A 26,335-nucleotide genomic window follows, 5' to 3' on the forward strand; every position below is an offset into this window, starting at 1 on the left:
GCCTATGTTTAAGGCTTAAACGATTTTTTAATACATTAAAGTGGGAAATTCAGGAAAAGATTTTTTAATCCTGTTTTGTTAAACAATTCAAGGTATTCATCTATTTTGCTGTCTGTTAATGTTATCTTTTCATTAAAACTATATTCTTTTATAAAATCAAAATCATCTATAATTTTAAAAGTCTTGTTTTTAGAAAGTTGTTCTCTTTCATTTTTACTTAATGCTAATAAAAGAGGAAAAACTGAAAGAATGTTTGAATTATTATTTAAAAGTTGCTTAAAAACTTCATCAAAATTAGGGTTTTGAACTAAAACTTCCATTTTTTCTAACAAAAACTTATACTTATCTATTCTCAAAACGTTATCTCAATTTGTAAAAAATAAAAAATTTCTGTTAGTCACTAACAAACTGCTTTTAAACTCTTCAATATTAGTCATATTAATAATTAGTAATAATAATTTCTTCCCCTGTTCTTTTGTTTTTATCCCTGTTTATCATTCTTTTAACAACTATTACCTCTTTGTTAAATCCTTTATATAACTGATTTATTAAGGGTGTATTATGATTTGTAATCATAAACAGACATCCTTTTTTATCTAATTTTTTAACTTCTTCTGAAAGTCGAATATGATCATCTTTGGTGAATCCTGTTTTATTATATGCTACAAATATTGCATCGCCTACTACATCATAAGGACTATCAATAAAAATAAAATCTCCCTTTTTTGCTTCATTTAATACTTCTGCAAAATCATGATTCATTATTTTTATCTTTCGATTTAAAAATAATGAAACATTTTTAATGTTTTCTTCGCTAAAAGATGGGTGGTTTTGATTTCCGTTGAACGGAACATTAAATTCTCCTTTAGAATTAACCCTATATAAGCCGTTAAAGCAGCGTTTGTTTATATATACAAACATAGCTGCAAGTTGCATATCATATTCATTTTTAAGCAATTTCTGGTTATATTTTGCTCTTATGTAATAATAATCTTCTTTACTGGTATATTTTTGATCATATTTGCTTAATTGATTAATAAATAACTTGTAATTGTCTTTGATGTTTTTATAAACATTAATTAATGCAGTATTAATATCATTGATAAAATATTCTTTTGCTTCAATTGTAAATAATACAGCACCACCTCCTACAAAGGGTTCAAAATAACGATTTATATTTTTTGGTAGTTTTTGCTTTATTTTATTTAATATTTGTCTTTTTCCGCCTGCTCATTTTACAAAAGGGGATATTTTTAGAGAATCCATAATTTAATTTTATTATATTTACTCACATCACATCTTAAATTTAAAAAATTTATGATGTGATGTAAAAACATCCCAATAGAGATGTTTTTTATTATTACAATCCTAATTCTTCATCTGTTGGAATTTGCAGATTTGAACCTACATATTGGAATATTTCTGGACTTTGTTTGATGTATTTACCTTCTAAAATCCGTATTACACTATCGACAGTATCTTCTAAGGAAACATATTGACCTGGTGCTTTAGTAAAGTGTTCAGTCATAAAGAAATTTTGGGTAAAGAAGTTTTCAAGTTGTAAGGCTTTTTTAACAATTGTCTTAGATTCTTCATCTAGTTCATCAAAACCAAGAATTAAAATAACATCTTCTAAGTCTTTATATGCTTTCAAAATTCTTTTGGTTTCTATAATTGCATCAAAATGTTTTTTACCAAGTAATTTTTCATCAACTGAGTTAGATTGTGAAGCGAGTGGGTCAAAAGCAGGGAAAATATTTTTGGCTGATTGCACACGTGAAAGCACTAAACTTCCATCAAGGTGGTTAAATACAGCAACTGCTGATGGATCAGATAAATCATCCATAGGTAAGAACATTGTTTGAAACGATGTGATTGAACCATTTTCGTTTTTATATAAACGATCTTGGATATTAGCAACATCTGATTCTAAGGTTGATTGGTATCCACCAACTGATGGTTTTTTACCTAAGGTTGCACTAGTTTCGTTTTCAGCTTGTAAAAAACGGTAAATATTATCAATAAATAACAGCACATCCTGATGTTCAACATCTCTTAAGTATTCTGTAGCAGTTACCCCGATTGGAACAATTGACATACGAGCACCTGGTGATTCGTTCATTTTTGAAATATACATTGCAGAACGATCCATTAAGTTTGAACTTTCAAGTTCATTAAATAATTCGATGGCTTCACGAGAACGTTCTCCCGAACCGATGAAAACATTTGATGTATTAGCACTGTTTTTGTTAACATTAAAGATAATTTCTTTCATTAACACAGTTTTACCAACTCCAGCACCCCCAAAAATACCTAATTTATATCCTTTGATAATCGGGATAAAGAAGTCAATTGCTTTAATTCCTGTTTCAACAAGTTCAATTTCATTATGTAAATAACGATTTGGATTAATTGTTGAATCCATTTCAATGTATTTTGGATGGGTATCACGATCTAATAAAGGTTGTCCACGGAATGAATAAATGTTATTTAATGATTGCAATCCAACTGGAACCATAAAACTTTGTTTAGTATTAATTACAGCATCATCGATCGATATTTCTTGAGAGTTATAAATTATAATAGCACGAATAGTAGTATCATTTAGTACTCTTTTTACTAGCAGATAGGTTTTTCCATCATGTAAAGTAAGCAGTTGATTTACTTTTGGAAGATTGTCTTTATCAAATTCTACTTCTATAACATCTGAAAATAAATTAATAATTTTTCCTGGCATTATCTATCTCCTAATTCTCTAGCAACTTGTTCTAATATCGCAGGTTGGATTTTGAATAAATCATCTGTTTCAATTTCTCAATTTAAATTATATGTATCTGAATATTGTTTCAATGCATTAGCAAAAAATGATTTATGTAAATTATCATCGTAGTTTTCACCACTCATTACAGTATTATATGAATTACGCGCTTGCTCATCAACTTGAATTAATTTATCAATAAAAGTGATTGCTTTTTGTTCATCTTTAACACCTTTTAAAATAGTTCAACTGATTAACTTTGATGAGAACAAAATAAGATCTTGGGTATGTAACGAAAATCCTCTTTGGGTAAACATCTTATCAATCATTTTTCCTTTATAAATTAAAAACGAAGTTTCTTTATTAAAATCATAATCTAGCATCGCAAGCTTTAAATGACGTTTATATTCTTTATATGCTTTACCAATTTCAGCAGCAACCTTAGTAACAAGTCTACTTTGCACACTTGAACCAGTTCTTGATACTGATAAGTTAATGTTTATTGCTGGTAATACCCCTTGTGAGAATAAATCAGCACTTGTAACAACTTGTCCATCGGTAATTGAGATAATATTTGAAGCAATTAACGATGTAATATCACCATCAACAGTTTGCAGAATTGGTAATGCTGTAATAGTTTTACGACCTACAAACGAACCAGCTCTTTCGAGTAGTTGTGAATGTGAAAAGAATGTATCTCCAGGCATCGCTTCTTTTCCTACTGGTCGATCTGTTAATAAAGCAATTTCACGGATAATATTAGCATGCTTGGTTAAATCATCAAAAACAATTAATACATCATCTTCATAAGAAATATTTTCAGCATGTGCCATACCGATATATGGTGCTAAATATTGTTCATATGCACTTGTTGATGGTGCATCAATTATTATAGTATTTTCTAAAGCATCATATTCTGCTAAGGTATTATAAATTCTGGTAATAGCTTCGCGTTTTTGTCCGATCGCTACATAAACACATTTTACCCCGTTGCGAGCTTGGTTAATAATCGCATTTAACGCAATATGAGTTTTTCCGGTTTGACGATCACCGATGATTAATTCACGTTGTCCTTTACCAATTGGGATTAATAAATCGATTGCTACAATACCGGTAAATAATTGTTCGTTTAAGGTTTTGACGGTGGTTAAATCATGTGCTAGTTCAAAGATTTTTGCTCCGAGTGGAGTAGGTTTATATGTGTTTTCTGCAGTTGGTAAAATCACATTCCCTTCGATATCAATAACCTTACCAAAATAATTTTGAAAAGTATCAATTCTTGCTTCATCGTTTTCTAAAACAACTTCTGAATTAATCCGTAATTGTGCATTTTTGGTATTAGCAATCAAAAAGGCACGGGTTTTGCTTGCATTGATTAACATAAGTTTTACCTTAGGATTTTCCTTAAGGTGATAAAACTGTCTCTGTTTATAAGGGAATTCACCAGATACTTCAACTATGTAATCAAAAATTGATGTAATTTTTGGGTTATTCATATTAAATTCCTTTCAATCCTATTCCTAAAAATACTGAACCGATAGCTAGGAATAGAATAATTGCTACGATTGCGATAATGTAAATAGTTTTAAGTTGATTATTTCTTTTAAGTCTATTAATAATAGCTCCAACAGAATTCAATGCAACTAAAATGCTTCCTGTGGCTAAAAATAATATTCCTAAAATTGTTAACAGATTATTATCAGGTTGTTTAAACTTTTGTAATTGACTATCAATTAATTGATAGTGTTGTTGATATGAATCAATTGTTTTTTGACTTTCTTTATCTGCATCACTTTGATCTTCTTCGGGTGGTGTAGGTGGTAGTTTATTAGCAATAATTAATTGCTTAAGTGCTAGCATACCAGGACCTATTTCTTTTACTAAATTAACATAATTATCATATCAAGCGATGATATTAAAAGTAGGTTGTTGTGATTGTGAATATTGTAATAATTTGTTAATGTTAACTTCTGTCTGTTTAATAAAATCATTAAATATTTTGGTATTTGCTTTAATTTGTTTAAAGTTTTCTTCAACTGTTTTTCTTACTTGGTCATTTTTTAAAGCAAGAAGAATAAAAGTTAATTCATCTTTATATGCTTGTGCAAGGTGAGAAAAATATGGACCATTATATCTTTTTGACTCAACTGATGAACCTTTAAGATTTCTAAATAAAAATCCCATAACTGCTTCAGAAGAAGTTTTTATTGATTGTGCATTTACTTTGTCATAATCTGGAGTATTTATAACTGTAAATTTTGGATCATTTAACAATGTTTCACGTTGGATGTTGAATGGTTTTTCGGTTGCTGTAAATTGCACCCCGTAAGCTACCATACTAAAAATTGCTGTTCTAACATCTTTTAAGAAATTTAATTTATCATAGTCTAAATAGAATGTTTTAGTTACTTCATTGTCACCGTCTTTAACTGTATCTTCGTATTCAATACCTACTGCTTTATATAAATCTTCGAATTTTTCTTTTAGTGCTTTTATTTCACCTTGATATAAGAAATTGAATCTCTTGTGAGTTTCATCATCAGTGGTATCAAGGTATTTATATTTTGTAGAACTTGGAGCATCTTTATCAGCATCTGTTTTATTTGCATCCGAATCAACTTGTGCAACTTGATATTCACGTTTTAACTTAGGATCTAGTAAGTCCTGAATTTCAATAGTAGGTATTAATGAATTTCTAGCATTATCGGTAGGTTTTTCAAGTTTTACAACTCGATATCTATAACGAATGTTAATCGGATTATCAAAGAAGAATAAACTATCTTTTACTTCTTGTGAAACATTTTGGTCATTGAAAACCCTATATAAATAATCTCCCAAATCTTCTCCATCATTTCTTGCGATAGGCAGATTTTGATCAACAGGGTTATAAAGTTTATAACTGATATTCGGAAATAATGGTGGTAGTTGCAAAATTAATTCTTGAGGATTTATCGGAGGATTTAATGCATCATTGGGTTGTTCAGGTAAATTCGGATTTGTATTCGGTGCAGCCGAATCAGGTGGAGTGACTTGATTGTTTTGTGGGGGCTGTTGCTTAGGTTCTATCTCAATATCTTTGTTAGCTTCTAAGTCAAATGCTGTATATCTTGGTTTGATCTTATTTATAAAGTATTCATCTCAAGTTTTAAATCCTTTAGGTGGTGTAACAGTATATGAATCGGTTTTAGGATCATATACAACTTCAACATCCTTACCGATTTTAGTGATATCATCAGGATTCATAAAGATTTCTGGAATCTTATCTTTTAACTTATTGATATACTTATTTAAAGCTGTATCGAGTTCAGTTTTATTAATGGTATTTTTTTGATCTTTACGTTTTTCATCAATATTAATTTCATTTTGATCATTACCTTCAATAGCCTTCTCATAGTTTGTCGGATCACTTTTACCGACTTTTATATTTGTATAATCCTTACCATTGAACTTAACGGTTGCATAATCATAATATTTATCCCGAGATATTACCTTTGGAAAGATTGCATTCATTCCGTATTTTTCAGGGTTAGCAGCAATATCATCTTTATGATCACTAAAGAATTTAATTAACTTATCTAAGTAAGTTATTTTACTTCGATTTCCACGATAATCATCTTTTGGTTTTTGTTCTTCACTACCTTTTCCTGGTTCTTCCCCAGGATTGGATGGTTGTTGTTGACCACCCTGACTGCCTGGATTTGATGGTTGTTCATTACTTCCTTGATCCCCTGGATTTTGGGTATTTCCACCAGGTTTTGTTTCAGGTGTTGTTGAAGATGGATTTACAGCAGAATCAGCAACTTTTTGTTCTTTATCTCTTTCGTTCTGTAAATATTGAATAAGATTATCTAAAAAAGGTTTTAAGTCTGAATGAAACTTATCATCTGCTTCTGTTCTAAATGTATCAAAATCAGGCGATATATCTCTAGGTTTATTTTGCTTTGGATTGCGAGGATCCTCTGGTGGATTATTTGGATCGCTAGGTGTCCCAGGATTATCTGGAGTACTTGGATTTTCTTCACCATCTGTTTGCTTAATATCTAACTTTGCTTTGTTTTGTGTAGAAAACGAAATTATAGGTGTCATTGTGGTAGTTGCTAACGAAAGAACATTAAGAATTTTTTTTCATTTTTTACTCATATGTTTCCCTTTCTGTTAAATTCAACAACTGCTTTAATTCTAATTCATATAAATCATTTTTCAAGTCATCTAATAAGATGGTTTCATCAATGCTTAAACCGACAAATCGCAAGGTTTTTAAACGAGATATTTGATATTTAAGTGGATCAAGTTCTTTTTTGTATTTTTGCTTTGTTGCAGCAACTTTGAAAAAATGGATATTAGAAAATGAATTTACTAAGGTTTTATCAGGTTTTGAAACTATATTAACATTCTTTAAAAACATAAAGAAAGTGTTTTTGTTTTGTGGATTAACTAATTTAATTAACATTCTTGGATATGCACCGATAGAGTTATCAGAAACTTTAATTCAAGTATTTTCTTGATAATGATTAATATATAAATCATAATTTTTAATTCTTAATTTCTTATTATCCAAGAAAATCATTTCAATAGGTTTACTCATACTCATTTCGACCTTCTTCAAAAATAGTTTGTTTTTTCTTAGTTAATAAAACAATTTCTTCTATTTGTTTTTCTTGTTTAATGCGATGGATCTGTTTAGTAACTTTAAGAAGTTCTTCATCGAGTTGTTTTACTTTTTTATTAGCAGCAACTAAAGCATTTTTAGCATTATAAAACGATGATTCGATAATTAATGAGTTAATGGCGTTTTCAATGAAAATGGTAATTTGATTATCAATAAAACTTTCAATGTTTGGATAAATTTTATAATCTTTAATAACCTTATCAAACTCATTTTCTGGATGGATGTTAAGTAATTTACCAACATCAAAATTTGACATCGGAAGCAATGTAAAAGGTTCTTTATAGTTTTTATTTGAGTTAATAACTAGATGCACATTTTTATATTCACTATCTAAATATAAAATCTTGGTTAGTTGTGCTAATGTTCTTGCAAGGTTTTTTTCTGCAGAACTTTTAAATGTTTTTATTACATTTAAATTATTACTTTTAGCAAAATTTAATGCACGGTTTCCGATAGTAATAAAATCAACATTTTTACCTTTAATTTTATTTAAAATTGTTTTTTCATAACGAGTATATGAATCGGTTCCATATTTTTGTTCTTCAGTTAAATAAATATACAGTTCTTTTTCTTTAATAAATGATTTTTTTAGATTTCTTAAAAAACTATTATTTTTAACAAATGAAATATCTTCAATAAAACTGTTTTTGATGTTATATTTATTTTTAAGTGCTTGAATTAACTGCACATTTAATAAAGCATTATCAACATAAAAAGCAAGTTTTCGTGTTAGTTTAACAATTGTTATTAATAAAATATTTTTATCATTATTAACTTTGATTTTAATATTTTCAAAGTTTTGTTTTTTCTGAATGATATCTTTTAAATGCATTTTATTCTTCTTTTAAAATATTATTATTAAAGAAAAGTTTTAAAGCATTGGTATATTTTGAAATAAATAAAACTATGTTAGGTAGAATTTCAACAACATAACCACCTAGTAGCAACCTTAATAAAGATAAATTAATTTCATTTAATAAAATTTCAAATTTGTCTTCATTTTGGTTAGGATTTTCAGTTAGATAAACCTCTCCGTCAACTTTTTGATATTTAGCAATTTCTAAATTTAATTCATCTATATTTTCATCTGGGTTAACAACCAAATCAAAAGATTGTGTTTTAAAACTTATTGCTTGATTATTAGATGATTCATATTTAGCTAACATCGGAACTAGTTTGTTAAGACTAAATTTTGGATTTAAATTAAAAGTAATTACAAATTTTTGAAAAAGTAAATCATATTTATTTTTAAATGCCTTTTTAACTTGTTCCTCAAAGTTTTCAAATTCCTTTGAATTAAAACTTGAATTAAGTTTTAACAAAACAGAAGCAAAGAATTGTTTGTAACTGACGAATTTTGATTCTGAAACAAGTTGGTTATATGAGTTATAAACCTCTAAAAGTTCAGGTGTTTCAACTAGTATAGTTTTATTTTTCATGAGTAATTACTCCTTTATTTTTAGATGCAAAATTAATTTTTTGTAATCAAACATAAGTGTAAATAAGAATTGAGATAAAGAACAATCCGACAACAATTAAATTAATAATGGTAAGTATTTTAAGTAAGGAAATTGGGGTAGGTGCTGATATCAACATAAAGTTATCTTGAGCAACTAACAAGTGATTTAAAGCATAGATAAAGATTAATGAGCTATGTAAAAATAAGGAACTAAGAATTGCAAAAATTGATAATCGATTTATATTTTTATGACGAACAATATAATGAATATAAATTGCTGCAGAGAAGATAGTTATCGCAAAGACATTATATACATAATCGCTTGGGCTAGATATAACAAAGATTGAAACTGTTAATAGCATTCATAACAATCCTTGTGTTAATGACATATAAATAGTAAATAATGCTGTATTTTTATTTTTTCTAAAGAAAAATTCAATCCCAACAAAATATCCTGTAGTAATTAAGAATCCAATTACTATGAATAAAATGTATAAATAATTATATGAATCACCACCATCTAATAAGGTAAGACGATTTCGCAAATTGATAGTCATTGTTTTAATAACTAATAACAATAAAACACCTATAATAGCAAAATATAAAACAAATTTATCTTTAGAAGCATTATCAGAAATTTCATTTTCACTATAACGAAGTACTTTTTTGATATTTGCTCCTAAAATAGATAAACCAACTAAGATAAATAATAAAATAATGATTACTAGGTTTTTAGCAGCTTTAACATTAAATAATGCATCAACAGCTGCTCAATAAGAGTTTTTGCTTGAAAATAATAAGTATTCTGAACCTTTTATTAATTCGTTACCTGGGACTGTTGCTCTAATGGTATCTGGATTTTCTTGTGTAGGTTCAGGAAAATAAGCATTTGCATCTCATAAAAACATATTAATTAAGGTAAATAATAACAAGATAGTATGTGAAACTATTTGAATTACCAAAGGTCATATTGAAGCATATAAAAGTGGTTCTGATTTACGTTTATAAATATAAGTATATATTTCATATGCAACATTAACTAAAAATAGTGGAATTAATAAATAATACAAACTAAATACATCATGAGCGACTGTTGGGGTATCCTTGGTTAATGCAAAAAAGAGTGAAAACAATGATATAAGTGATAAAGTAAAATATAGTAAATAGAAAATTAAATAAGTTGCAATCCGTTCTTTTTGTTGTTCGATGGATTTGAAGTTTTTAAACACCGAATAAAAGAACACAAATACAAGAGGACTAAAGCGCAGCATTATTACAGCATTATCTTGCCTTGAAATTACTGAATTAAAGTTAAATAAATCTGAATATGGTTTATCCGCAGCAGATTGACTAAGTAATGATGTAGGGAAAATAGATTTATCTAGCAAGATGACAACTACTAACATCGAAATTATAAAGAAAGAAACTAAAATATATTTATAAATAGCGCTTCATCAACTCTGTGATTTAGAATTAAGTTGATTGCTATAATCATTATAAATTTTTCGGTTGATTATGATTTTATTAATTTTGTTCATTATTTTCCTTGGGCATTTTGATATGTTAATAAATTGTCACTAAATTTAAATTGTTCTGGGATGTTTTCGCTTGCAAATCCATTTGGAAATAAGTTAGTTTTACCGATATTTAACTTAGACATTGCTTCACGATATGAATTCTTTTGATCTTTTCCACCACCATAAATTAAATCATATTGTGGTAAATTATAGCTTCCATATAATCCATTATAACTGTATCCTTCGGATCTAAATGCTGCTGCTAAACCGGTTCTTGCTGTTGGATTAGAATAATGATAAATTCCAACTAACTCGTTTTTTTGGTTTCGAACCGACGAACCAGATGCACCACCACCTGGAGCATATCAACGTGGCATGTATTCTAAACCAAAGTTGATATATTGCTTATTATCATCAGATGTATATAGGTTTTGTAATGGACTTTTTCCGTGAGATAAAACAGGTGCAGATAAGAAAGCATCAGTAAGACCAGGTTTATCAATAAAGGTGCGATATGCTAAATCGTATGATAAACGGTTCCCACGAGCCAGTCGTTCTTGGGTTTTTTGATCTGAATCGTTTTCTCCTACCTTATAGTCATAAAAATCAGGATCAGAATTAATTCATAAGGTCCGATAATATTTTGCTACATTAATTTGGTCATCATCAATATATCTTTTTAGATAAAAATCTCTTCAACTACCTGAATCAGCTAACGGGAAACCTAGAATAAATAATTGATCGTATTTATTTAATGAATTTTCTTCGTTTTTCTTAACTGCTAAGGGGACATTAATCTTTTGATAATCTTTTAAATACGAATTAGGTAAGAATTTAACTTTTTTATCATCTGGTAAGTCCTTATAATCATTAGTAACCAATTTTGCTAATGCTGCAGCATTGGACGCTTCATTAGTATTTATTAAAACTTTTGATAAATCTGCTTTTGCAAAATCTATTTCTACTACCGCAAAATCCGCAAATTCTTCAGCATTTTTATATAAATCTTTTTGTGGCTCTGCTAAATAATCAGATGGCTTAGTTTTAAGAAAATCACGCGCATCAAAAACTCTACGTATTGCTTCCTTGTTAAATCCAAAAGTTCTAAACATTGCAGGACTATTTAATCCAACTAATTTTAAGGTATTTAACACAGGATTAACATCCTTATTCATTCTGGTTATTCCAAAACCAACAAACCTTCCATTTTTAATCGCATCAGCAACATGTAAATTAGTTCCAAAATAAAACTTAGTTGGGTAACTTCCATCATCTGGAATTTGATAATCCATAATTCACATTGTTCCACCAATATTATCTTGTTGTTTAGCAAAAATAGGTAGGGTAATTAATGAATTATAAGCAACAGATGAATTAATTTCATTTAGCACTCTTTGCTTTACATCAGCAGGGAAATTTGCTGCTTCAAGTTGTTTACGCATTGGTGCTTTGTAAATTTCTAAATAATCATTTACAAGTTTATTAACTTTTGTGTAATCATTATTATTTTCTTTAACAAGTTCGTTATAAACTTCATCACGAACATATTCTTTTCATTGTGAACCTGGATTTTCAGTAAGTCTTTCTGTATAATATTTAACTCTTTGCGGATCACTTATTTTTTTTATAAATTCAGTTAAATCTTCTTTGTTTTCAAGTATTTTAGCAACTTGATTACGAATATTTTCATCACCAGAAACTAAGAAGTTCCCAATATTAATTGCATAAGTTTGTTTTGCAATATCAACATAGGTTTGATTAGGTAGTGTACGAGCTAATCCTGTTGTTTTAAACGGTTCTTTCTTACCATATGAATCAACTCAACTCGGTTGTGCTGGTTGTGATTCTTGGTTGATATATAATCCATCCACACTTCCATCTGATTTATAAATAGGTGTAGAAAATCCTTTAACAACACTACTACGATAATCAGAAACACCTACCGATGCTGCTTTTTGATTAAAACTTGTTATTTCAGATGCGCTTGTTTTTTTAAAAAGTCCGCCTCTTAAACTTTCTCATAAACCATCTGCAGATGCATATCTAACAAATGAATCAGTATATTTTTGATTATCATAATCATATCTTTGTTTTAAATCTTTATTAAAATATGTTTTGAATTCGTCATTACTTGGAGCAGGGATATGGATTGTTTCTTCCATACCTTGCTTAAATCCACTGATATCATAACTTTTAACAATAGTATCTTTTTTATTAGTAGGATTGGTGAATTCAACATATATAGTTAATTTACCTTCTTGATTTGCTTTAGCACGATTATTTCCATCTAAGGTAGCATTAGTTAAAACTGCCTTAAACTTATTTATGTAGTTATCTTTAACCTTAATACTTCAATTTTGTAAGTTATCAAAAACTTTTGTAGGAAGTGTATTTTCTTTTGTGGTAGGAACCAAAGTGTTTGTAGCAACTAATTCAAATTGGTCATCTGGTTTTAACGAATTTACTATTGTAGCAAATTCTGCTTTTGATATAGGTTTAACTTGTTTTTGCTCACCCACTGATTGCCCACCTGAACTCCCAGAAGAACTTGAACCCCCAGGATCGCTAGAACTTTGTGTTCCATCTTGATCAGAAGAACTTTTTGCTCCACCTGAATCAGTTGAACTACCTGAACCACCTTTTGTCTCTGAATCATTAGTATCTTTTTTGTCTTCTTTTGTCCCGCAAGCAACAGCAATTGTTGCTGGAATTAATAAAGATGCAGAGAAAATACTAAATCACTTTATTTTTTTCATATAACCTCCTAAGTTAATGTAAGATCATCTTCTTGTTGACTATACACAGCAACTGTATAACCATTTGATTCAAGTTGTTTTTTTAACTCTATTGCTTGTGGTTGTACATAAATGGTTGTTTTATTAAGTTGTTTAGCTAAATCAAATAAATCCTTTAAATAACCCAATCCACGTGATGTTAGTTGATCAGAACCAGTTAAATAAACATATTTAGTTGTATTATTGTTGCTAAATATTATTTTTGCATCTGGTGGACCCGGTTCTCCCTTAGCGATGTTTTCAAAACCTGCATCATTTAGTTCTTTAGAAGAAATGTTAAAGTATTCTGAATCATTAAATAATAATAATCTTTTAATTTTTCTTGGAGCATTTGATGTTTTAACTACATCTGAGAATACTAAACCATGCAATGAACGAATTGATGGTGCTCTAGAAAAATCAAGACCTAATGGATAACTGTTTCCACTTTCATTGTTATCGGGATGGTTTCCACCTCCACTTTGTCCTTCAAATATTTTTTCATTATTTCTAGTTCAATATGCCATTCTTAAACCATCATTAATTCTTGAATATGGATCAGAAGTGTTCTTTTTTATATCACTTTCTTCAAAAGCAAGAGAGTCAAATACAATTCTAGTAGCTATATTTGAATTCGCTGGATAATCTCTACTTACATTATAATCTAGTGTATTAACCCAAGCGGTTTTACGAAGAGCTAACGGGTTAATTGATCATTTTTCTGAAAGTGCATTTCCGGTTGTATATAAACCTAATTCATCGATTTCTTTGTATTCTAGCTCTATTAATGCAGATGTATTTGCAGCAGATGCATCGAAGAATAATTCTAATTGAGGGATTTTTTGTGGTAATAAATCTAAAATTTCTTTAAATTTTTGGTTTGCTGATGTTGCGCCCATATTTAAGAAACGATATGAAGTTATATTAATATTATCTTTTTTAAATCCTTCCAAAAGTTCTTTTGTTTTAGCATATGCTTTAGAATCAAACATATTAATTTCTAAAACAGTTCCTTCATTAAGTTGTCCATCGACTTTTTGCTTTGCTGTAAGTTTATAAATATTAATACCTTTTATTCCTTGAATATCATATTTAGCAAATCTTGCTTCATATTTTATATCAGTTTTATTTCAGTCTTTATAATTACCACTTAAAATTGAATCACCATCACGGCCAAATGGTCCTGAGATCCTAAAGGTTCTTCTAGTTTCATTATCTCTTGTTTGTACACCTAAAACTGAGTTAAATTCATCTGGTTGACCAAATTCATCTGAGTTAATTTTTCCATCTTCAGTGATATAAATTTCTCTCGGATCTAAAACAAATCCTTTTTGTAATGCCGAATATGCACTTGGATCTATTTGGGTAAATTTAGAAAAGTCAATATTTTCTATTAAGAGTCAATCACGAACTGTTTTATCAGGGTAATTTTTAAATTTTTCATAATCAGCTGGATTCTTTAAAAAATACTTGATATTAGGTGAATCTATTAATCTACTGTATTGATATCGTTTTTTTTCTCAAACTCATGGTTGTTGATTAATATAACTTTGAATATTAGCATCGCGTTCAGTTTCTGTTTTATATTGTTTATCATCAAAAATTTGCTTAATAAACCCTATTGTATCATTCGGATTATCATGTATGGTTTTAAATGCTGCAACTGCATTAGATAAAACCCTGTTAGTCAGTTGGTCTGTAACTGTAATACTATTTAGAACCTTATTTATTTCCTGTGAATATGGTCTTCGATTAGCGATATCACGTTCTACATCATATTGAGCAATTGTTCTTCCTGGATTTTGTGTAACATCTGCATCAACAGGTACACCTTGAATATATATTTTATTCGATTGTTCTTGTTTAGGACTAAAGTTTTCTTGTTTTTTTACTTCCTGCTTTGGAGGTTGAGCAATTGGTAATTCTTTCTTTTCGTCTTCTTTTGGTGGGGTTATAACGATTTGTTTTATTTTTTGTGCTGAAGCAGGTTCACTCTTCTTTATTTCTTGTTTTGTTTCAGGTTTTGGTTCATCTTTTTTCTTTTCAGGAACTTGTTTTAACTCTTGTTTTTCTATCGGTTTTGGTTTTTCAATTTGATTTAAAATAACTGTTTCCTTAGTTTTTGTCACTTCTTTGTTTTCATCAACTTTTTTAGTTGTCTTAACAGTAGGTTCATCTATTTTTTTAACATTTTCTTTTGGTTTAGGCAAATTTAAATCAACAGCTGAACTAATACCAGCTGTTATATCAGTATGATTTATATTTTCTAAAACTGGTTTATTAATTGATTCAGGTAGGTTGCTAATATTATCTGACGATGAGGTGGGTGAAAAATTATACAGGACTGAGCCAGTGACACTTGAAACAAGTGATGTACCAACTACTAAACCACTTAATATCAAATATTTTCGTTTTAATTTTATACTCATATGACACTCCTTCGATTGACACGTATATATATATATATATATATATATGAAATATATGCATACATATCTACTTAAAATTTCTTCTATACTGTTATTATAGTATTTTTACTAAAAATAAAAGATTTTTTTCTTTAAAAAGTTTTTACTTTTATTTTCTAATGCAAAATTATATTATTTTTTCATTTTATAAAAGAAATTCATAAAATTTTTTTATAGCAGTATTTTATGGTAAATTATAATTTTGTATAATTAAATTATGAATAAACCTAAAATTATTTTTATCGACTTAGATGGAACAGCAATTGATGGTCCTGGAGAAAAGTTTTGACAAAAAGAAGTAACCGAATTTACTAAGGAAATAGTTAAAAAAGTTCAAAATTTTATTCCTATTGTAGTTTCAACAGGACGGGGGGTTAATCCTAAAACTCTTGCTATTGTTCAAAGTTTAGGTTCAAACTCTTATATTGCTTGAAATGGTGCACAAACTGTTATAAATGGACAAGTTGTACATTCAGTTGTTATTCCAAAAGATATTGCTAATGAATTATTTAATGAAATAAAGAAAAATAAATGCTTTGTTGTTTATGATTCTAATCCAAGAGAACATGCATATACCAAAAACTGATTTTATCGTCTAGTAATGGGTTTTGGTAAAAAAACAGCAAAAAAATATTCACAATATAATAAAGATTTTGAACCTGCTAAAGCATTGATTTGAAGTCTATCAAAAAATAAGATTTTAAAGCTGGCTGAAAAATGAAGTGAAAAATTTGATGGAAAATTAAATGTTTCTTTATCTGGAAGCAACAATATTATCGAAATAACAAATGTAGGTATTTCTAAGGGTTCAGAAGAGGCAAGATTATGTGAATTATGAGGAATAGATCCAAAAGATGCGATGCATATCGGTGATTCAATGAATGATGCATCTGCTAAAGAACATATTGGTAAATTAGTTGCAATGGCTAATGCTGTTCCTGAATTAAAAGAAATTGCTGATGAAGTTACAAAATTTCCTTGTTCTGAATCTGGATTAGCTCGTTATATAGAACAATTTATAAAATAAGCAGATTTTATCTGCCTATTTTAATGTCTTTTGAATTTGTTTATAAATGTCAGAATTAGTTGTATCTGAAATCTGTGCAAGAACTTCATTAAGTAGTTTTGCTTCTTTTTTAGAAATATCAGGAACTATAAAACTTAAAATAACAATTAAATTACCAACTCCATATTTATTTTTAACGCCCTTACCTGGAATTCTAATTTCTTGACCAGATACATAACTTCTTTTTAATGTATAACTTACATCGCCATAAGGTGTAGGAATAATAACATCTCTTTCTGCTAGCACATCGAAAACTGATACTGGATAATTTAAATATAAATCATTATCTTTGCGTTTAAAATGTTTATGTGGTTTAATACGTATTTGAATATACATATCTCCTGATGATCCACCATTAATTCCTGGTTCACCATAACCATCGAGTCTTAATTCTCTACCATCATCTATTCCTTGTGGGATTTGTAAGTTAACAGTTTTAAGTTGTCTTTCATATTTGTTACCACGACATACACTACATTTTTTAACTATTCTTTTACCAACTCCACCACAAGTTCCACAAACAACATGCTGTTGCATTTGTCCAAAGATACCACGTGCCACTTTGGTTACATGACCACTACCTCTACATGTTGAACAAGTTTGGATATCAGATGCACTTTCAGCTCCACTTCCACCGCAATGTAAACATGTTTCATTTTTATACATCTTTTGTTTAATATTTTCACCCATTAAAGATTGCATAAAAGTAATTTCCATTGTTGCATGGATATCTTGACCCTTTCGTGGTTGATTGCTTGTTTTGCGAGAACCACCACCAAAACCTGAAAATATTGATTCAAAAATATCACCAAACCCTTCGAAACTACTTGCAAAATCCGAATAATTTGCTCCATTTGCATATTGTCCATTTGCTCCAGCATGTCCAAATTGATCATATGCACTACGTTTTTTAGAATCTGAAAGCACTTCATATGCTTCATTTATTTCCTGCATCTTTGTATGACTATCTGCATCAGTTGATTTATCTGGGTGATATTTTTTAGCTAACGAACGATAAGCTGATTTAATCTCTTGCTCGCTTGCTGTTTTACTTACTCCTAAAACTTCATAATAATCTCTCTTTGTACTCATAGTATTTAAATTTTAGCACATTTTTTGTTTATTTGCTAATTTTTTAATTTTTTATTCTGCTAATTTAATAAGATACTTTTTAATCTCACTATCACTTTTATCACTATATTTTAATAATAAAAGTATTTCTTTTTCATTTATTTGTTCATAATTAAAATCAATTTGCCCTTTTTCCTTAGCAAACCTACGGATAATATCTTTGATTATTTCTTCAACTATTTTTTTATCTAAAATATAATTACCATACTCGTCTTCTTGAACATATTTAGCAAAATACCTAGGTTCTAGAATTGGAAAAGATGTTGCTATCTCTTTCTCTTTAATAGGAACCGTATCTTCTTTATTAGTATTCTCTTCTTTAACTTCTTCTTTTTTATTTACTACTGTGTATATTCCATAACCAACTCCTGCAATCGAAAAGCCTACTAATATAGATATTGTGAATTTATAAATCTTCTTCATTTTTCTTTCTTTTAATTCACTGATTAAGTTTAAAAGTATTTATGTCATAGAGTTTCTCAATTAAAACAGAGTATTTAAAAATTTGTTTTTTAAATTCTTCTGAATTATTTATCGGCAATTCTTGAATAATTAATGAATTCGCTTTACTTGGTTTGCTCAATGCTTTAAAGTTTTGTTTGCGGTAGATTATAAACTTTGCATAATTTGTTTCAATGTAAAACTTAGAATTCAACTCACCTGAAAAGTTTTTATTTACTACAACTGAATTATCAATTTTTTGAATCAATTTTGCATCTTCTGCCTTTGCAGATGTAACAAAATCAAAATTGTAGCTTATCTTATTAATTCCTGCTACTTTTTTATCTGCTAATTCTATCTTTTGCTCTTTTTTATCTTTATCAAAACTTGCTGCATAATTACTTTTTATTACATCAAAAGACGTGGAGTTTGGTAGATATTTTTCTATTTTTTCATCATATGATTTATCGCGATAAACATATAATTTTAAAGGTGTTGTCACACCTTTTGATGTATTTAAATCATCAAAAGTTAAAAAGACATTCCAATACCTTTTGCTAATCTCTAACTTTTTATTATGAATACGATAAGTAATAGAATAAGGGATTAAAAGTTTTGCTAAATTTTCTTTTATGATTAAATTATCAACATAATTTTTAATATGATTTTCTTGGATTTTGATTTTTCTTAAAGGTTTATCATCATCGGTTGCTAAAACTATCGAAATTTGCTTGTTCTCATTAGTTAAATCATAAATTAAACCAAATCTTTGCAAACTTGCATCAAAGATATCGTGATCTTTATTACCATAAAAAATATGCACTTTGTATTTATGAAGATTTTCAACTGCATTTGCACCATTTAAAGTTCGAAACAAAATTACAGTTTTCTTTGCACCTAAATTTCTTATAATTTCTATTTCAAAATTTCTGTTAAATGTTTTTACAACTTGATTATCTTCAATATTATATGTAACATTTTCAACAATTAACTCACTGCTTCGCTGGACATCATCATAATTATAATAATAAGGAATCATAAAAGTAACCTACAAACTGATTAATTGCATCTTTTTTATACTTATAAAAGGTTGTTTTAGAAAAGTGTTCTTCATATCAAGTTGTTTTACTCCTAGTTGCACGATCTAAATAACATTTTTCAATAATCCAAGCATTTCGTGGTGTAAGATAATTTAAAATTGTGTGAATAATATCATTTTTATCATTTAGTTTTCTTTCAAAATTTTTTAATTCAGCAATCCTATTTTCTTCTGTCTCTAAGGTATTAAAACGAATCCTAATCAATTTCTTACGAATATGATCTAAATATTTTTCATATGAATCAAATAAGGATTTCATAATTTTTAGTTTAAAATTATAGTTGTTTTTGTTCTTTAATAATGTGTCTTTTTTTAAGTCAATTTTAAATACAAATTGATCATCTACGTACGGTTTTATTTCTGCCATAGTTTTCCTTTTTCTGAGGTTTCCCCTTTTAATTTATAACATTTATAAATATAAAATTATGGAAATTATTACAGACGAACTAAATACGGACTAATACGGGAATTTTTAATTGAAATTCCACATTTTTTTTACATAAATATATAATTTTATATAATAAGAAAATGAACGAAAATATAGCAGCAATTAGTAGTGGTTCACGAATAAATCAACCGATTTCTATTGTTCGTGTAGCAGGTCCAGATGCCGTTAAGATAGTTAAAAAAATTTTTAATGGTAAGGTTGGAGATGATCATCAAATTACATATGGTCATATTTTTGATAACGATATTTTAGTTGATGAAGTCTTGATAATGTGGTTTGTCGGTAAAGAATCGAAAGGAAAAATAATTTATAACAATTATGTTGGTGAACCCTTGATTGAAATTAATTGTCACGGTGGAATTGTAGTAACAAATAAGGTATTAGAACTACTTTTAGCAAATGGTTGCAGATTAGCAGAAAAAGGTGAATTTACCCGTAGAGCATTTTTAAACGGTAAAATGGATTTAGTTAAAGCAGAGGCGATACATGATTTAATTATGTCACAAACTACTTCACAAGCATTTGCAAGTGTAAATAAATTTAACGGTAAAGCATCACAACTAATTGATGAATTTTCTAATGATTTAGCTTTATTAATTGGTATTTGTGAAGTAAATATTGATTATCCTGAATATGAAGATGTTGAAAAAGTTTCTACTCCTTTGATGCTTGAAAAAGTTGAAAATTTAATTACAAAACTTGAGCAAATTGTAAAAGTTTCTGAAGATAGTAGATACATTTTTGACGGAGTTCATGTTGCTCTTTTAGGTAAACCTAATGTTGGTAAAAGCAGCATTTTAAATACATTATTAAGCGAAGAAAAAGCAATTGTAACTGATATTGCAGGAACCACAAGGGATTTAGTTGAAGCAAGTTATCAAATTAATGGGATTTTATTTAAACTTATTGATACAGCAGGACTAAGAAAAACAACGGAAGTAATTGAACAAATTGGGATAAAAAAATCACTTGAGCAAATTAAAAAAGCTGATTTAGTGGTTCACATCCTTGATCCAAGTCAAAAAGAAGATGAATTTGATGAAATGATTTTTAAAGAGAGTCAAAAACTAGGGAAGTTTTATATAAAAGTTCAAAATAAATCGGATTTAGTTAATAATAAAAATACTAACATTGTTAATGTTTCTGCTTTGAACAATGACATCAAAGAGCTTGAAGAAGCAATGGTTAAAAACTTTGCAGATATTAACATTTTTGATGAAAGAATTTTCAATAATACTCGTCAATTATCACTAATAAAATCTGCCCTAAATTCAATCAAGGAAGCACGAAAATCCTTACAAAACGATCAAACTTACGATGTGATTATTATTGATTTATATAATGCTTGAGATGAGTTGCAAAATATCAAAGGAAACGCTAATCGCGAAGACCTTTTAGATGTGATGTTTGCAAACTTTTGTTTAGGAAAATAATGTCAAATAAAAAAAACAAATTTATCGACGCTCATTGTCATTTGTTTACAGAGTATTATAAAAAAGAAGAAATTGAAAATATTGTTGCTGACATTAACAGCAACAATATTGAATTTATAATTAATAACGGGGGTTCTCACAAAAACAATCTTGAATGTATCGATCTTGCTTTGAAATATCATTTTATAAAAGCTTGCATCGGTATCCACCCCGAATCTGGTGAAGGTGAAAATGACTATCTGCAAGTTGAAAAACTTTTAAATAAACATCAAAATTTAATTGTAGGAATCGGTGAAATAGGTTTAGATTATTATTATGAAGATGGTTTATCAAAAGAAAAACAATTGCTTAGTTTTGAAAATCAAATAAAATTAGCAAATAAATATAATCTTCCTGCTGTTATTCATATCCGTGATAAAGAAAATGTATATCAAGCTTACCGAGATGTCTATGAGATATTAAAAAAATATCCAAATTTAAAATGTATGTTACATACTTTTGCAGGAGATTTATATTGAGCAAAGAAATTTATGGAGTTTAAGAATCTTTACTTTTCTTTTAGTGGTGTAATAACTTTTGGTTCTGCTGATAAAACCAGAGATGTTATTAAAATGCTTCCACTTGATCGAATTTTAATTGAAACTGATTCTCCTTATTTAAGGGTACATCCATATCGTAACCGAATAAATGAGCCTAATACAGTTGTTTATGTTACTTATTATCTTGCAGGTTTAAAATCATTCGGAATGGATAAGCTTGTAGATCGAATTAATCGAAATTTAAGGAAGTTATTTAACTTATAATGAAAAATGCGGTATATGCTAAAAAGAAGTTTGGACAAAACTTCTTAATTGATAAAAATATTATTAATAAAATTATTAATCTTGTTGGAACATATGATTATATTGTTGAAATAGGTCCAGGTAGAGGTGCATTAACATCTCAACTTATTAAAATTGCTAAATCTGTATCTGCATACGAAATTGATCCGGATATGGTAATTTTTTTGAAAGAAAATATCAATACAGAAAACTTATTTATCTACCAGAAAGACTTTTTGAAAGCCGATTTATCAAATCTACCTAAAAGCATTATTGTTGCAAATATTCCTTACTATATCACAACTGATATTCTTTTTAAAATTTTTGAACATCGAGATAAATTTTCAAAGGTGATTTTGATGGTGCAAAAAGAAGTAGCTCAGCGTATTGTTGCAAATTATAAAAGTAAAGAATATTCCAAACTTTCTCTTTCATGTCAATTTTTAGCAAATGTAAAAATAGAATTTGTGGTTTCTGCTTCTTGTTTTTCCCCTGCTCCAAAAGTAGATTCAGCAATTATTTCCTTAGAATTTAAAGATAATATTGATAACTACACCTGAAATATGTATAAAGAATTTTTTAAACTGTGCTTTATAAACCGTCGTAAGAAGCTTATAAGTGCATTAAAAAGTGTTTATTCGATGTCTGATATACAATTTGCTTATAACTGTCTTAAAATGCACGAAAACATACGAATCCAAGAGATTCCAATAGAACAAGTGATTTTACTATATCAATATTTAAATAAACGAATATAAAAATCTGGCCTAAGCCAGATGTTTTATTTGCATTTTTCTAAAAAACTTTTAACTTTTGTTAATATGTTTTCACTTGTAAACCCATTGAGATGATATACAAAGTCTCCGGGTGCTGAGTGACCAAAATCTTTGGCAAAATGTCCATCGAATTTTTGATATAAAGCTAATTTATATCAAAGTGGATCATTTGATGCTTCAACTGCAAAGTTAGGAAGTTTGTCTAAACCAAGTTTTGAAATTAATTCACTGTCATCTAGCAATAACTGTAATGATGGAACTGAAATCACATTAGCAACAATATCACTTCTTTTTAGTTCTTCTGCTGCTTTATATACTAATTCAACTTCTGAACCTGATGCAAGTAAGTTTACAACAGCTGATTTATTTTGTGAAATAAAGTAGGCAGGTTTAAATGTTTCTTTTTGTAAATTAAATGACTTCATTGGTTGACGGGTTGCAATAATTGCTGATGGTGTAGATTTTGAATTCAATGCATATTTAAATGAATTCAACATCTCATTTTCATCACAAGGACGAAATACTAGATAGTTCGGAATACTTCTTAAGGTTGCAAGTTGTTCAACCGGTTGGTGGGTTGGTCCATCTCCCCCAACTTGATATGAATCGTGACTAAATACAGCGATGTTTGGCAGTTGCATAATCGATGATAATCTCAATGCTGCCTTTCCATAATCGGCAAAAACTAAGAATGTTGCCCCAAATGTTGGCATTCCAGAATGTAATGCAATCCCGTTGTTAATTGCAAACATTGCAAACTCTCTAATTCCGTATTTTACATTACGATCACTGTTAAATCCTACTTTTGTAGCCCCTCTTAAGTCAGCAGAACCTCCTAAGAAGTTTTTGTGATTTTTATCCAAATAAATCATAATTTCATCAACATAGTTTCTTGATGCTTGACTAGTTTGCTTAAATTGAAAATCTTTGAAATCAAAATGTTTTTCTTTGTTAATAAGTTGTTTTAATTCGGCTGCTAATTCAGGAAATTCAGTTTGATAAGCTTCTAATTTCTTCTCTCATCTTGAATAAAATCCGTGTTTGGTTTTTAATAATTTTGAGCCAAATTGATATGCATTTGGATCATATTCAAACGGATTAGTGTAAGATAAACCTAAATTTTGTTTATATTCTACTGTCGCTTTTTCATCTAAAATTCCATTATGTCCTTTAGGTGAATTTGCAACCTTAGTTCCGAAAGCAATTGTAGTAGGAACCTGGATGTAACTTGGACGTGTGCTTTTTTTAGCATGTTCTAATGCAGCTAAAATTGTAGCAGGATTATTGTTTTTTAAAATTTGCACATTGAAATTTAATGCTTTGAAATATTTTTCAAAATTGATATTATTTACTTCTTCAGAAGCTGTATCAATTTGCATATTATTATAATCATGCACTAAAATCAATGAATCGAGCTTATTGGTTCCAGCAAAGGCACATGCTTCAAGAGCGACTCCTTCTTGAAAATCTCCATCTCCACAAAGAGCAATAACATTATGATTAATAATGCGATGTCCTTCACGGTTGAAACGATTTGATAAATGTTTATTTGATAAAGCCATACCAACAGCCATACCAACCCCTTGCCCTAATGGTCCAGTTGATGCATCAACATAATCCAGTTTTTCAATTTCTGGATGTGATGGTGTTTTAGAATCATACATTTTATGTTGTTTGATATCTTCTAAGGTAAGTAATCCCATCAAATGATATAACGAATAAAGTCCCATTGAACCATGTCCTGCTGATAAAACAAAACGGTCACGGTTAAATCAATGTGGATGTTCTGGTGAGAATTTTAAGCTTTCTCCAACAATGGCATAAAATATTTCTGAAGCACCAAGCGCCATTCCGATATGTCCTTGTTTTGCGTGATTAATTCCATCTATTGCTACAGCACGCATGTTAGCAATGAAATCTTTATAGGTAAAGTTTTTTTTATGCATTTTGTAGTTGATCCTTCTTTCTTTTGTCAAAAACAAATCTTTTGATAAGTCCATCTGTGACTAAAGCAAGATAACCAGCAATAATTATTCCAAAAGCTACGAATTTACCAACTTTTGGTATTAAACCAAGGATACCAGGAATAAATCCAATAAAGTAATCAGTATCTCCTCAGTTAAGTGATGTTATAGAAATATTTTTAGATGTTTTTTCAATTAGCACCCCAAGTTCATTTGTTGCTGTTGGAGCTCAATTTCCTGCTACAAAGATTACAGGAATAAATGTGATAATTAAACCTACCACAAATGGTCCAACAATTGCACCAACGATACCACCTTTGATATTTCCAAACACCCCTGATGTTGCACCTAAGAAAAAGTGAGGAACTAGTCCTGGTAGCACAACAGCAGGTATTAATGCCGCTTTACCAAGTCCAATCGTGATGAACATTCCTATTATACCAGCAATAAACGAAGAGATAAACCCAATTATTACAGCATTCGGTGCATATGGAAATACCACCGGACAATCCACAGCGGCTTTAGAATTTTTAATTAATTTATCACTAAATCCTTTATACATCGGAACTAGTTCGCCAACAAATAATCTTACACCTGCTAAAATTATTTCTACCCCTGCTGTAAAGGTAAATGCTTGCACAAACATTGTAATTACTCAGTTTCCTGATGTTAAAACTTCATATGCAGCAGGTGCATTTTTATCGTTAATTTTACCTATTTCATATAGGATACCACCTGGTAAAAAGGCAGCTAAATAGAAAACAAATACAGTTATGGAAATAGAAACTAAAGTATTTCTAAAGAAAAATAATGATTGGGGAAATTTAATTTCTTCAGTTGATAAAACTTTTCCTTTCTTTAATTTATTAATTCCTTCTCCTATTAAACCTGATAATGCATATCCGAATCCACCAGTATGTCCTAGTGCAATTTCGTTGCTTCCAATAATTTGTTTCATATATCTTTGTTGGACTGCAGGAGAAAGCACCATATAAATTGCCATCAAGGCAGATGCGGTAAATAAAGCAAGAGCAAAGTCGCCTGGTTTATGTTCAAAATCAAACCCAATGACATACATGACTGCTGCTAACATTAATGAACTGTAATAAAGCACATGTCCAGATAAATAAACATATTTAAATCTTGATGTAAGTGCTAAAACAATATTTAACAGCATCGCTACCAGCATTACAATTGAACCTAAGGTAGCAATTGATGGTAATGCTTGAGCAAGTGCTCCTGCAAATGCATCATTGTTTGGAATAATTCCATTTAATCCATAAACTGATTCAAAAACAGGTTGAAACTTATTAAGTGAACCAACAAGTACACCTGCTCCACCACCTAGGATTAAAAATCCAACAATGACTTTAAATGTAGAAATTATTACTTGGGATGCCTTCTTACGTAGCACCAAAGCACCTATCATTGTAAAAATTCCAACTAATAGGGCAGGTGTACCAACAAATGCCTTTAAAAATCCAAGCAATCATAATAAAAATGCCATACAT

The 26,335-nt window shown here is 29.0% G+C and carries 21 protein-coding genes; 4 read left to right on the top strand and 17 right to left on the bottom strand.

Annotated elements, in window-relative coordinates:
* Positions 1-35 precede the first annotated feature (35 nt).
* From ACXYRN_RS02850 to ACXYRN_RS02900, 11 genes are all read right to left on the bottom strand, one after another.
* The gene (locus tag ACXYRN_RS02850) at positions 36-437 is read right to left on the bottom strand and encodes a DpnII family type II restriction endonuclease (protein ID WP_458607596.1); all 402 of its coding nucleotides are present in this window, start codon (positions 435-437) and stop codon (positions 36-38) included.
* A gap of 1 nt (position 438) precedes the next feature.
* Positions 439-1,266, bottom strand: a complete 828-nt coding sequence (locus ACXYRN_RS02855; protein ID WP_458607597.1) for a DNA adenine methylase — start codon at positions 1,264-1,266, stop codon at positions 439-441.
* 94 nt (positions 1,267-1,360) lie between these two features.
* On the bottom strand, positions 1,361-2,737 hold the full coding sequence (locus ACXYRN_RS02860) for an MSC_0618 family F1-like ATPase beta subunit (RefSeq protein WP_458597644.1): 1,377 nt from the start codon (positions 2,735-2,737) through the stop codon (positions 1,361-1,363).
* Positions 2,737-4,254: an MSC_0619 family F1-like ATPase alpha subunit gene (locus ACXYRN_RS02865; RefSeq protein ID WP_458607598.1), complete on the bottom strand. Its 1,518-nt coding sequence runs from the start codon at positions 4,252-4,254 to the stop codon at positions 2,737-2,739. The genes ACXYRN_RS02860 and ACXYRN_RS02865 overlap by 1 nt, the downstream gene beginning before the upstream one ends.
* Position 4,255: 1 nt before the next feature.
* Positions 4,256-6,898, bottom strand: coding sequence for an MSC_0620 family F1-like ATPase-associated subunit (locus tag ACXYRN_RS02870; RefSeq protein ID WP_458607599.1), 2,643 nt, complete (start codon positions 6,896-6,898; stop codon positions 4,256-4,258).
* Positions 6,891-7,343 carry an MSC_0621 family F1-like ATPase epsilon subunit gene (locus ACXYRN_RS02875; protein WP_458607600.1) on the bottom strand — a complete coding sequence of 151 codons (453 nt, stop codon included), beginning with the start codon at positions 7,341-7,343 and terminating at the stop codon, positions 6,891-6,893. The genes ACXYRN_RS02870 and ACXYRN_RS02875 overlap by 8 nt, the downstream gene beginning before the upstream one ends.
* Positions 7,336-8,259 (bottom strand): MSC_0622 family F1-like ATPase gamma subunit, encoded by a 924-nt coding sequence (locus tag ACXYRN_RS02880; protein ID WP_458607601.1) that lies wholly within the window; start codon positions 8,257-8,259, stop codon positions 7,336-7,338. The genes ACXYRN_RS02875 and ACXYRN_RS02880 overlap by 8 nt, the downstream gene beginning before the upstream one ends.
* Position 8,260: 1 nt before the next feature.
* The gene (locus ACXYRN_RS02885) at positions 8,261-8,866 is read right to left on the bottom strand and encodes an MSC_0623 family F1-like ATPase-associated protein (protein WP_458597649.1); all 606 of its coding nucleotides are present in this window, start codon (positions 8,864-8,866) and stop codon (positions 8,261-8,263) included.
* Positions 8,856-10,424, bottom strand: coding sequence for an MSC_0624 family F1-like ATPase-associated membrane protein (locus ACXYRN_RS02890; RefSeq protein WP_458607602.1), 1,569 nt, complete (start codon positions 10,422-10,424; stop codon positions 8,856-8,858). The genes ACXYRN_RS02885 and ACXYRN_RS02890 overlap by 11 nt, the downstream gene beginning before the upstream one ends.
* Positions 10,424-13,159 (bottom strand): Ig-specific serine endopeptidase MIP, encoded by a 2,736-nt coding sequence (gene mip, locus ACXYRN_RS02895; protein ID WP_458607603.1) that lies wholly within the window; start codon positions 13,157-13,159, stop codon positions 10,424-10,426. The genes ACXYRN_RS02890 and mip overlap by 1 nt, the downstream gene beginning before the upstream one ends.
* Before the next feature lie 8 nt (positions 13,160-13,167).
* Positions 13,168-15,606, bottom strand: a complete 2,439-nt coding sequence (locus ACXYRN_RS02900) for a putative immunoglobulin-blocking virulence protein (RefSeq protein ID WP_458607604.1) — start codon at positions 15,604-15,606, stop codon at positions 13,168-13,170.
* 256 nt (positions 15,607-15,862) lie between these two features.
* Here ACXYRN_RS02900 and ACXYRN_RS02905 point away from each other — a divergent pair, with 256 nt between their 5' ends.
* On the top strand, positions 15,863-16,672 hold the full coding sequence (locus tag ACXYRN_RS02905) for a Cof-type HAD-IIB family hydrolase (RefSeq protein WP_458607605.1): 810 nt from the start codon (positions 15,863-15,865) through the stop codon (positions 16,670-16,672).
* A 15-nt stretch (positions 16,673-16,687) separates the two neighbouring features.
* Here the strand turns inward: ACXYRN_RS02905 and dnaJ are convergent, their stop codons facing one another.
* From dnaJ to ACXYRN_RS02925, 4 genes are read right to left on the bottom strand one after another with little or no spacing between them, the layout of a single operon-like run.
* The gene (dnaJ, locus tag ACXYRN_RS02910) at positions 16,688-17,803 is read right to left on the bottom strand and encodes a molecular chaperone DnaJ (RefSeq protein ID WP_458607606.1); all 1,116 of its coding nucleotides are present in this window, start codon (positions 17,801-17,803) and stop codon (positions 16,688-16,690) included.
* 51 nt (positions 17,804-17,854) lie between these two features.
* Positions 17,855-18,265: an MHO_1590 family protein gene (locus ACXYRN_RS02915; RefSeq protein ID WP_435128745.1), complete on the bottom strand. Its 411-nt coding sequence runs from the start codon at positions 18,263-18,265 to the stop codon at positions 17,855-17,857.
* Positions 18,249-19,322: a hypothetical protein gene (locus ACXYRN_RS02920; RefSeq protein ID WP_458607607.1), complete on the bottom strand. Its 1,074-nt coding sequence runs from the start codon at positions 19,320-19,322 to the stop codon at positions 18,249-18,251. Before ACXYRN_RS02920 ends, ACXYRN_RS02915 begins: the two co-directional genes overlap by 17 nt.
* Complete coding sequence (locus tag ACXYRN_RS02925; protein ID WP_435128739.1) at positions 19,303-19,749, bottom strand: MG284/MPN403 family protein; 447 nt, start codon at positions 19,747-19,749, stop codon at positions 19,303-19,305. The genes ACXYRN_RS02920 and ACXYRN_RS02925 overlap by 20 nt, the downstream gene beginning before the upstream one ends.
* Positions 19,750-19,910: 161 nt before the next feature.
* Here ACXYRN_RS02925 and mnmE point away from each other — a divergent pair, with 161 nt between their 5' ends.
* The 3 genes from mnmE to rsmA are packed head-to-tail and all read left to right on the top strand — an operon-like array spanning position 19,911 to position 22,842.
* On the top strand, positions 19,911-21,263 hold the full coding sequence (gene mnmE, locus ACXYRN_RS02930; protein WP_458607608.1) for a tRNA uridine-5-carboxymethylaminomethyl(34) synthesis GTPase MnmE: 1,353 nt from the start codon (positions 19,911-19,913) through the stop codon (positions 21,261-21,263).
* Complete coding sequence (locus ACXYRN_RS02935) at positions 21,263-22,066, top strand: TatD family hydrolase (RefSeq protein WP_458607609.1); 804 nt, start codon at positions 21,263-21,265, stop codon at positions 22,064-22,066. The genes mnmE and ACXYRN_RS02935 overlap by 1 nt, the downstream gene beginning before the upstream one ends.
* A complete protein-coding gene (rsmA, locus tag ACXYRN_RS02940) occupies positions 22,066-22,842 on the top strand; it encodes a 16S rRNA (adenine(1518)-N(6)/adenine(1519)-N(6))-dimethyltransferase RsmA (RefSeq protein WP_458607610.1) in 777 nt (258 codons plus the stop codon). Before ACXYRN_RS02935 ends, rsmA begins: the two co-directional genes overlap by 1 nt.
* 23 nt (positions 22,843-22,865) lie before the next feature.
* Here rsmA and ACXYRN_RS02945 read toward each other — a convergent pair whose 3' ends face one another.
* Both ACXYRN_RS02945 and ACXYRN_RS02950 read right to left on the bottom strand, forming a co-directional pair.
* On the bottom strand, positions 22,866-24,806 hold the full coding sequence (locus tag ACXYRN_RS02945; RefSeq protein WP_458607611.1) for a transketolase-like TK C-terminal-containing protein: 1,941 nt from the start codon (positions 24,804-24,806) through the stop codon (positions 22,866-22,868).
* Positions 24,799-26,331, bottom strand: a complete 1,533-nt coding sequence (locus ACXYRN_RS02950) for a PTS ascorbate transporter subunit IIC (protein ID WP_458607612.1) — start codon at positions 26,329-26,331, stop codon at positions 24,799-24,801. Before ACXYRN_RS02950 ends, ACXYRN_RS02945 begins: the two co-directional genes overlap by 8 nt.
* Between the last annotated feature and the right edge of the window lie 4 nt (positions 26,332-26,335).

It is taken from the genome of Mycoplasma sp. 4423 (assembly GCF_054353855.1).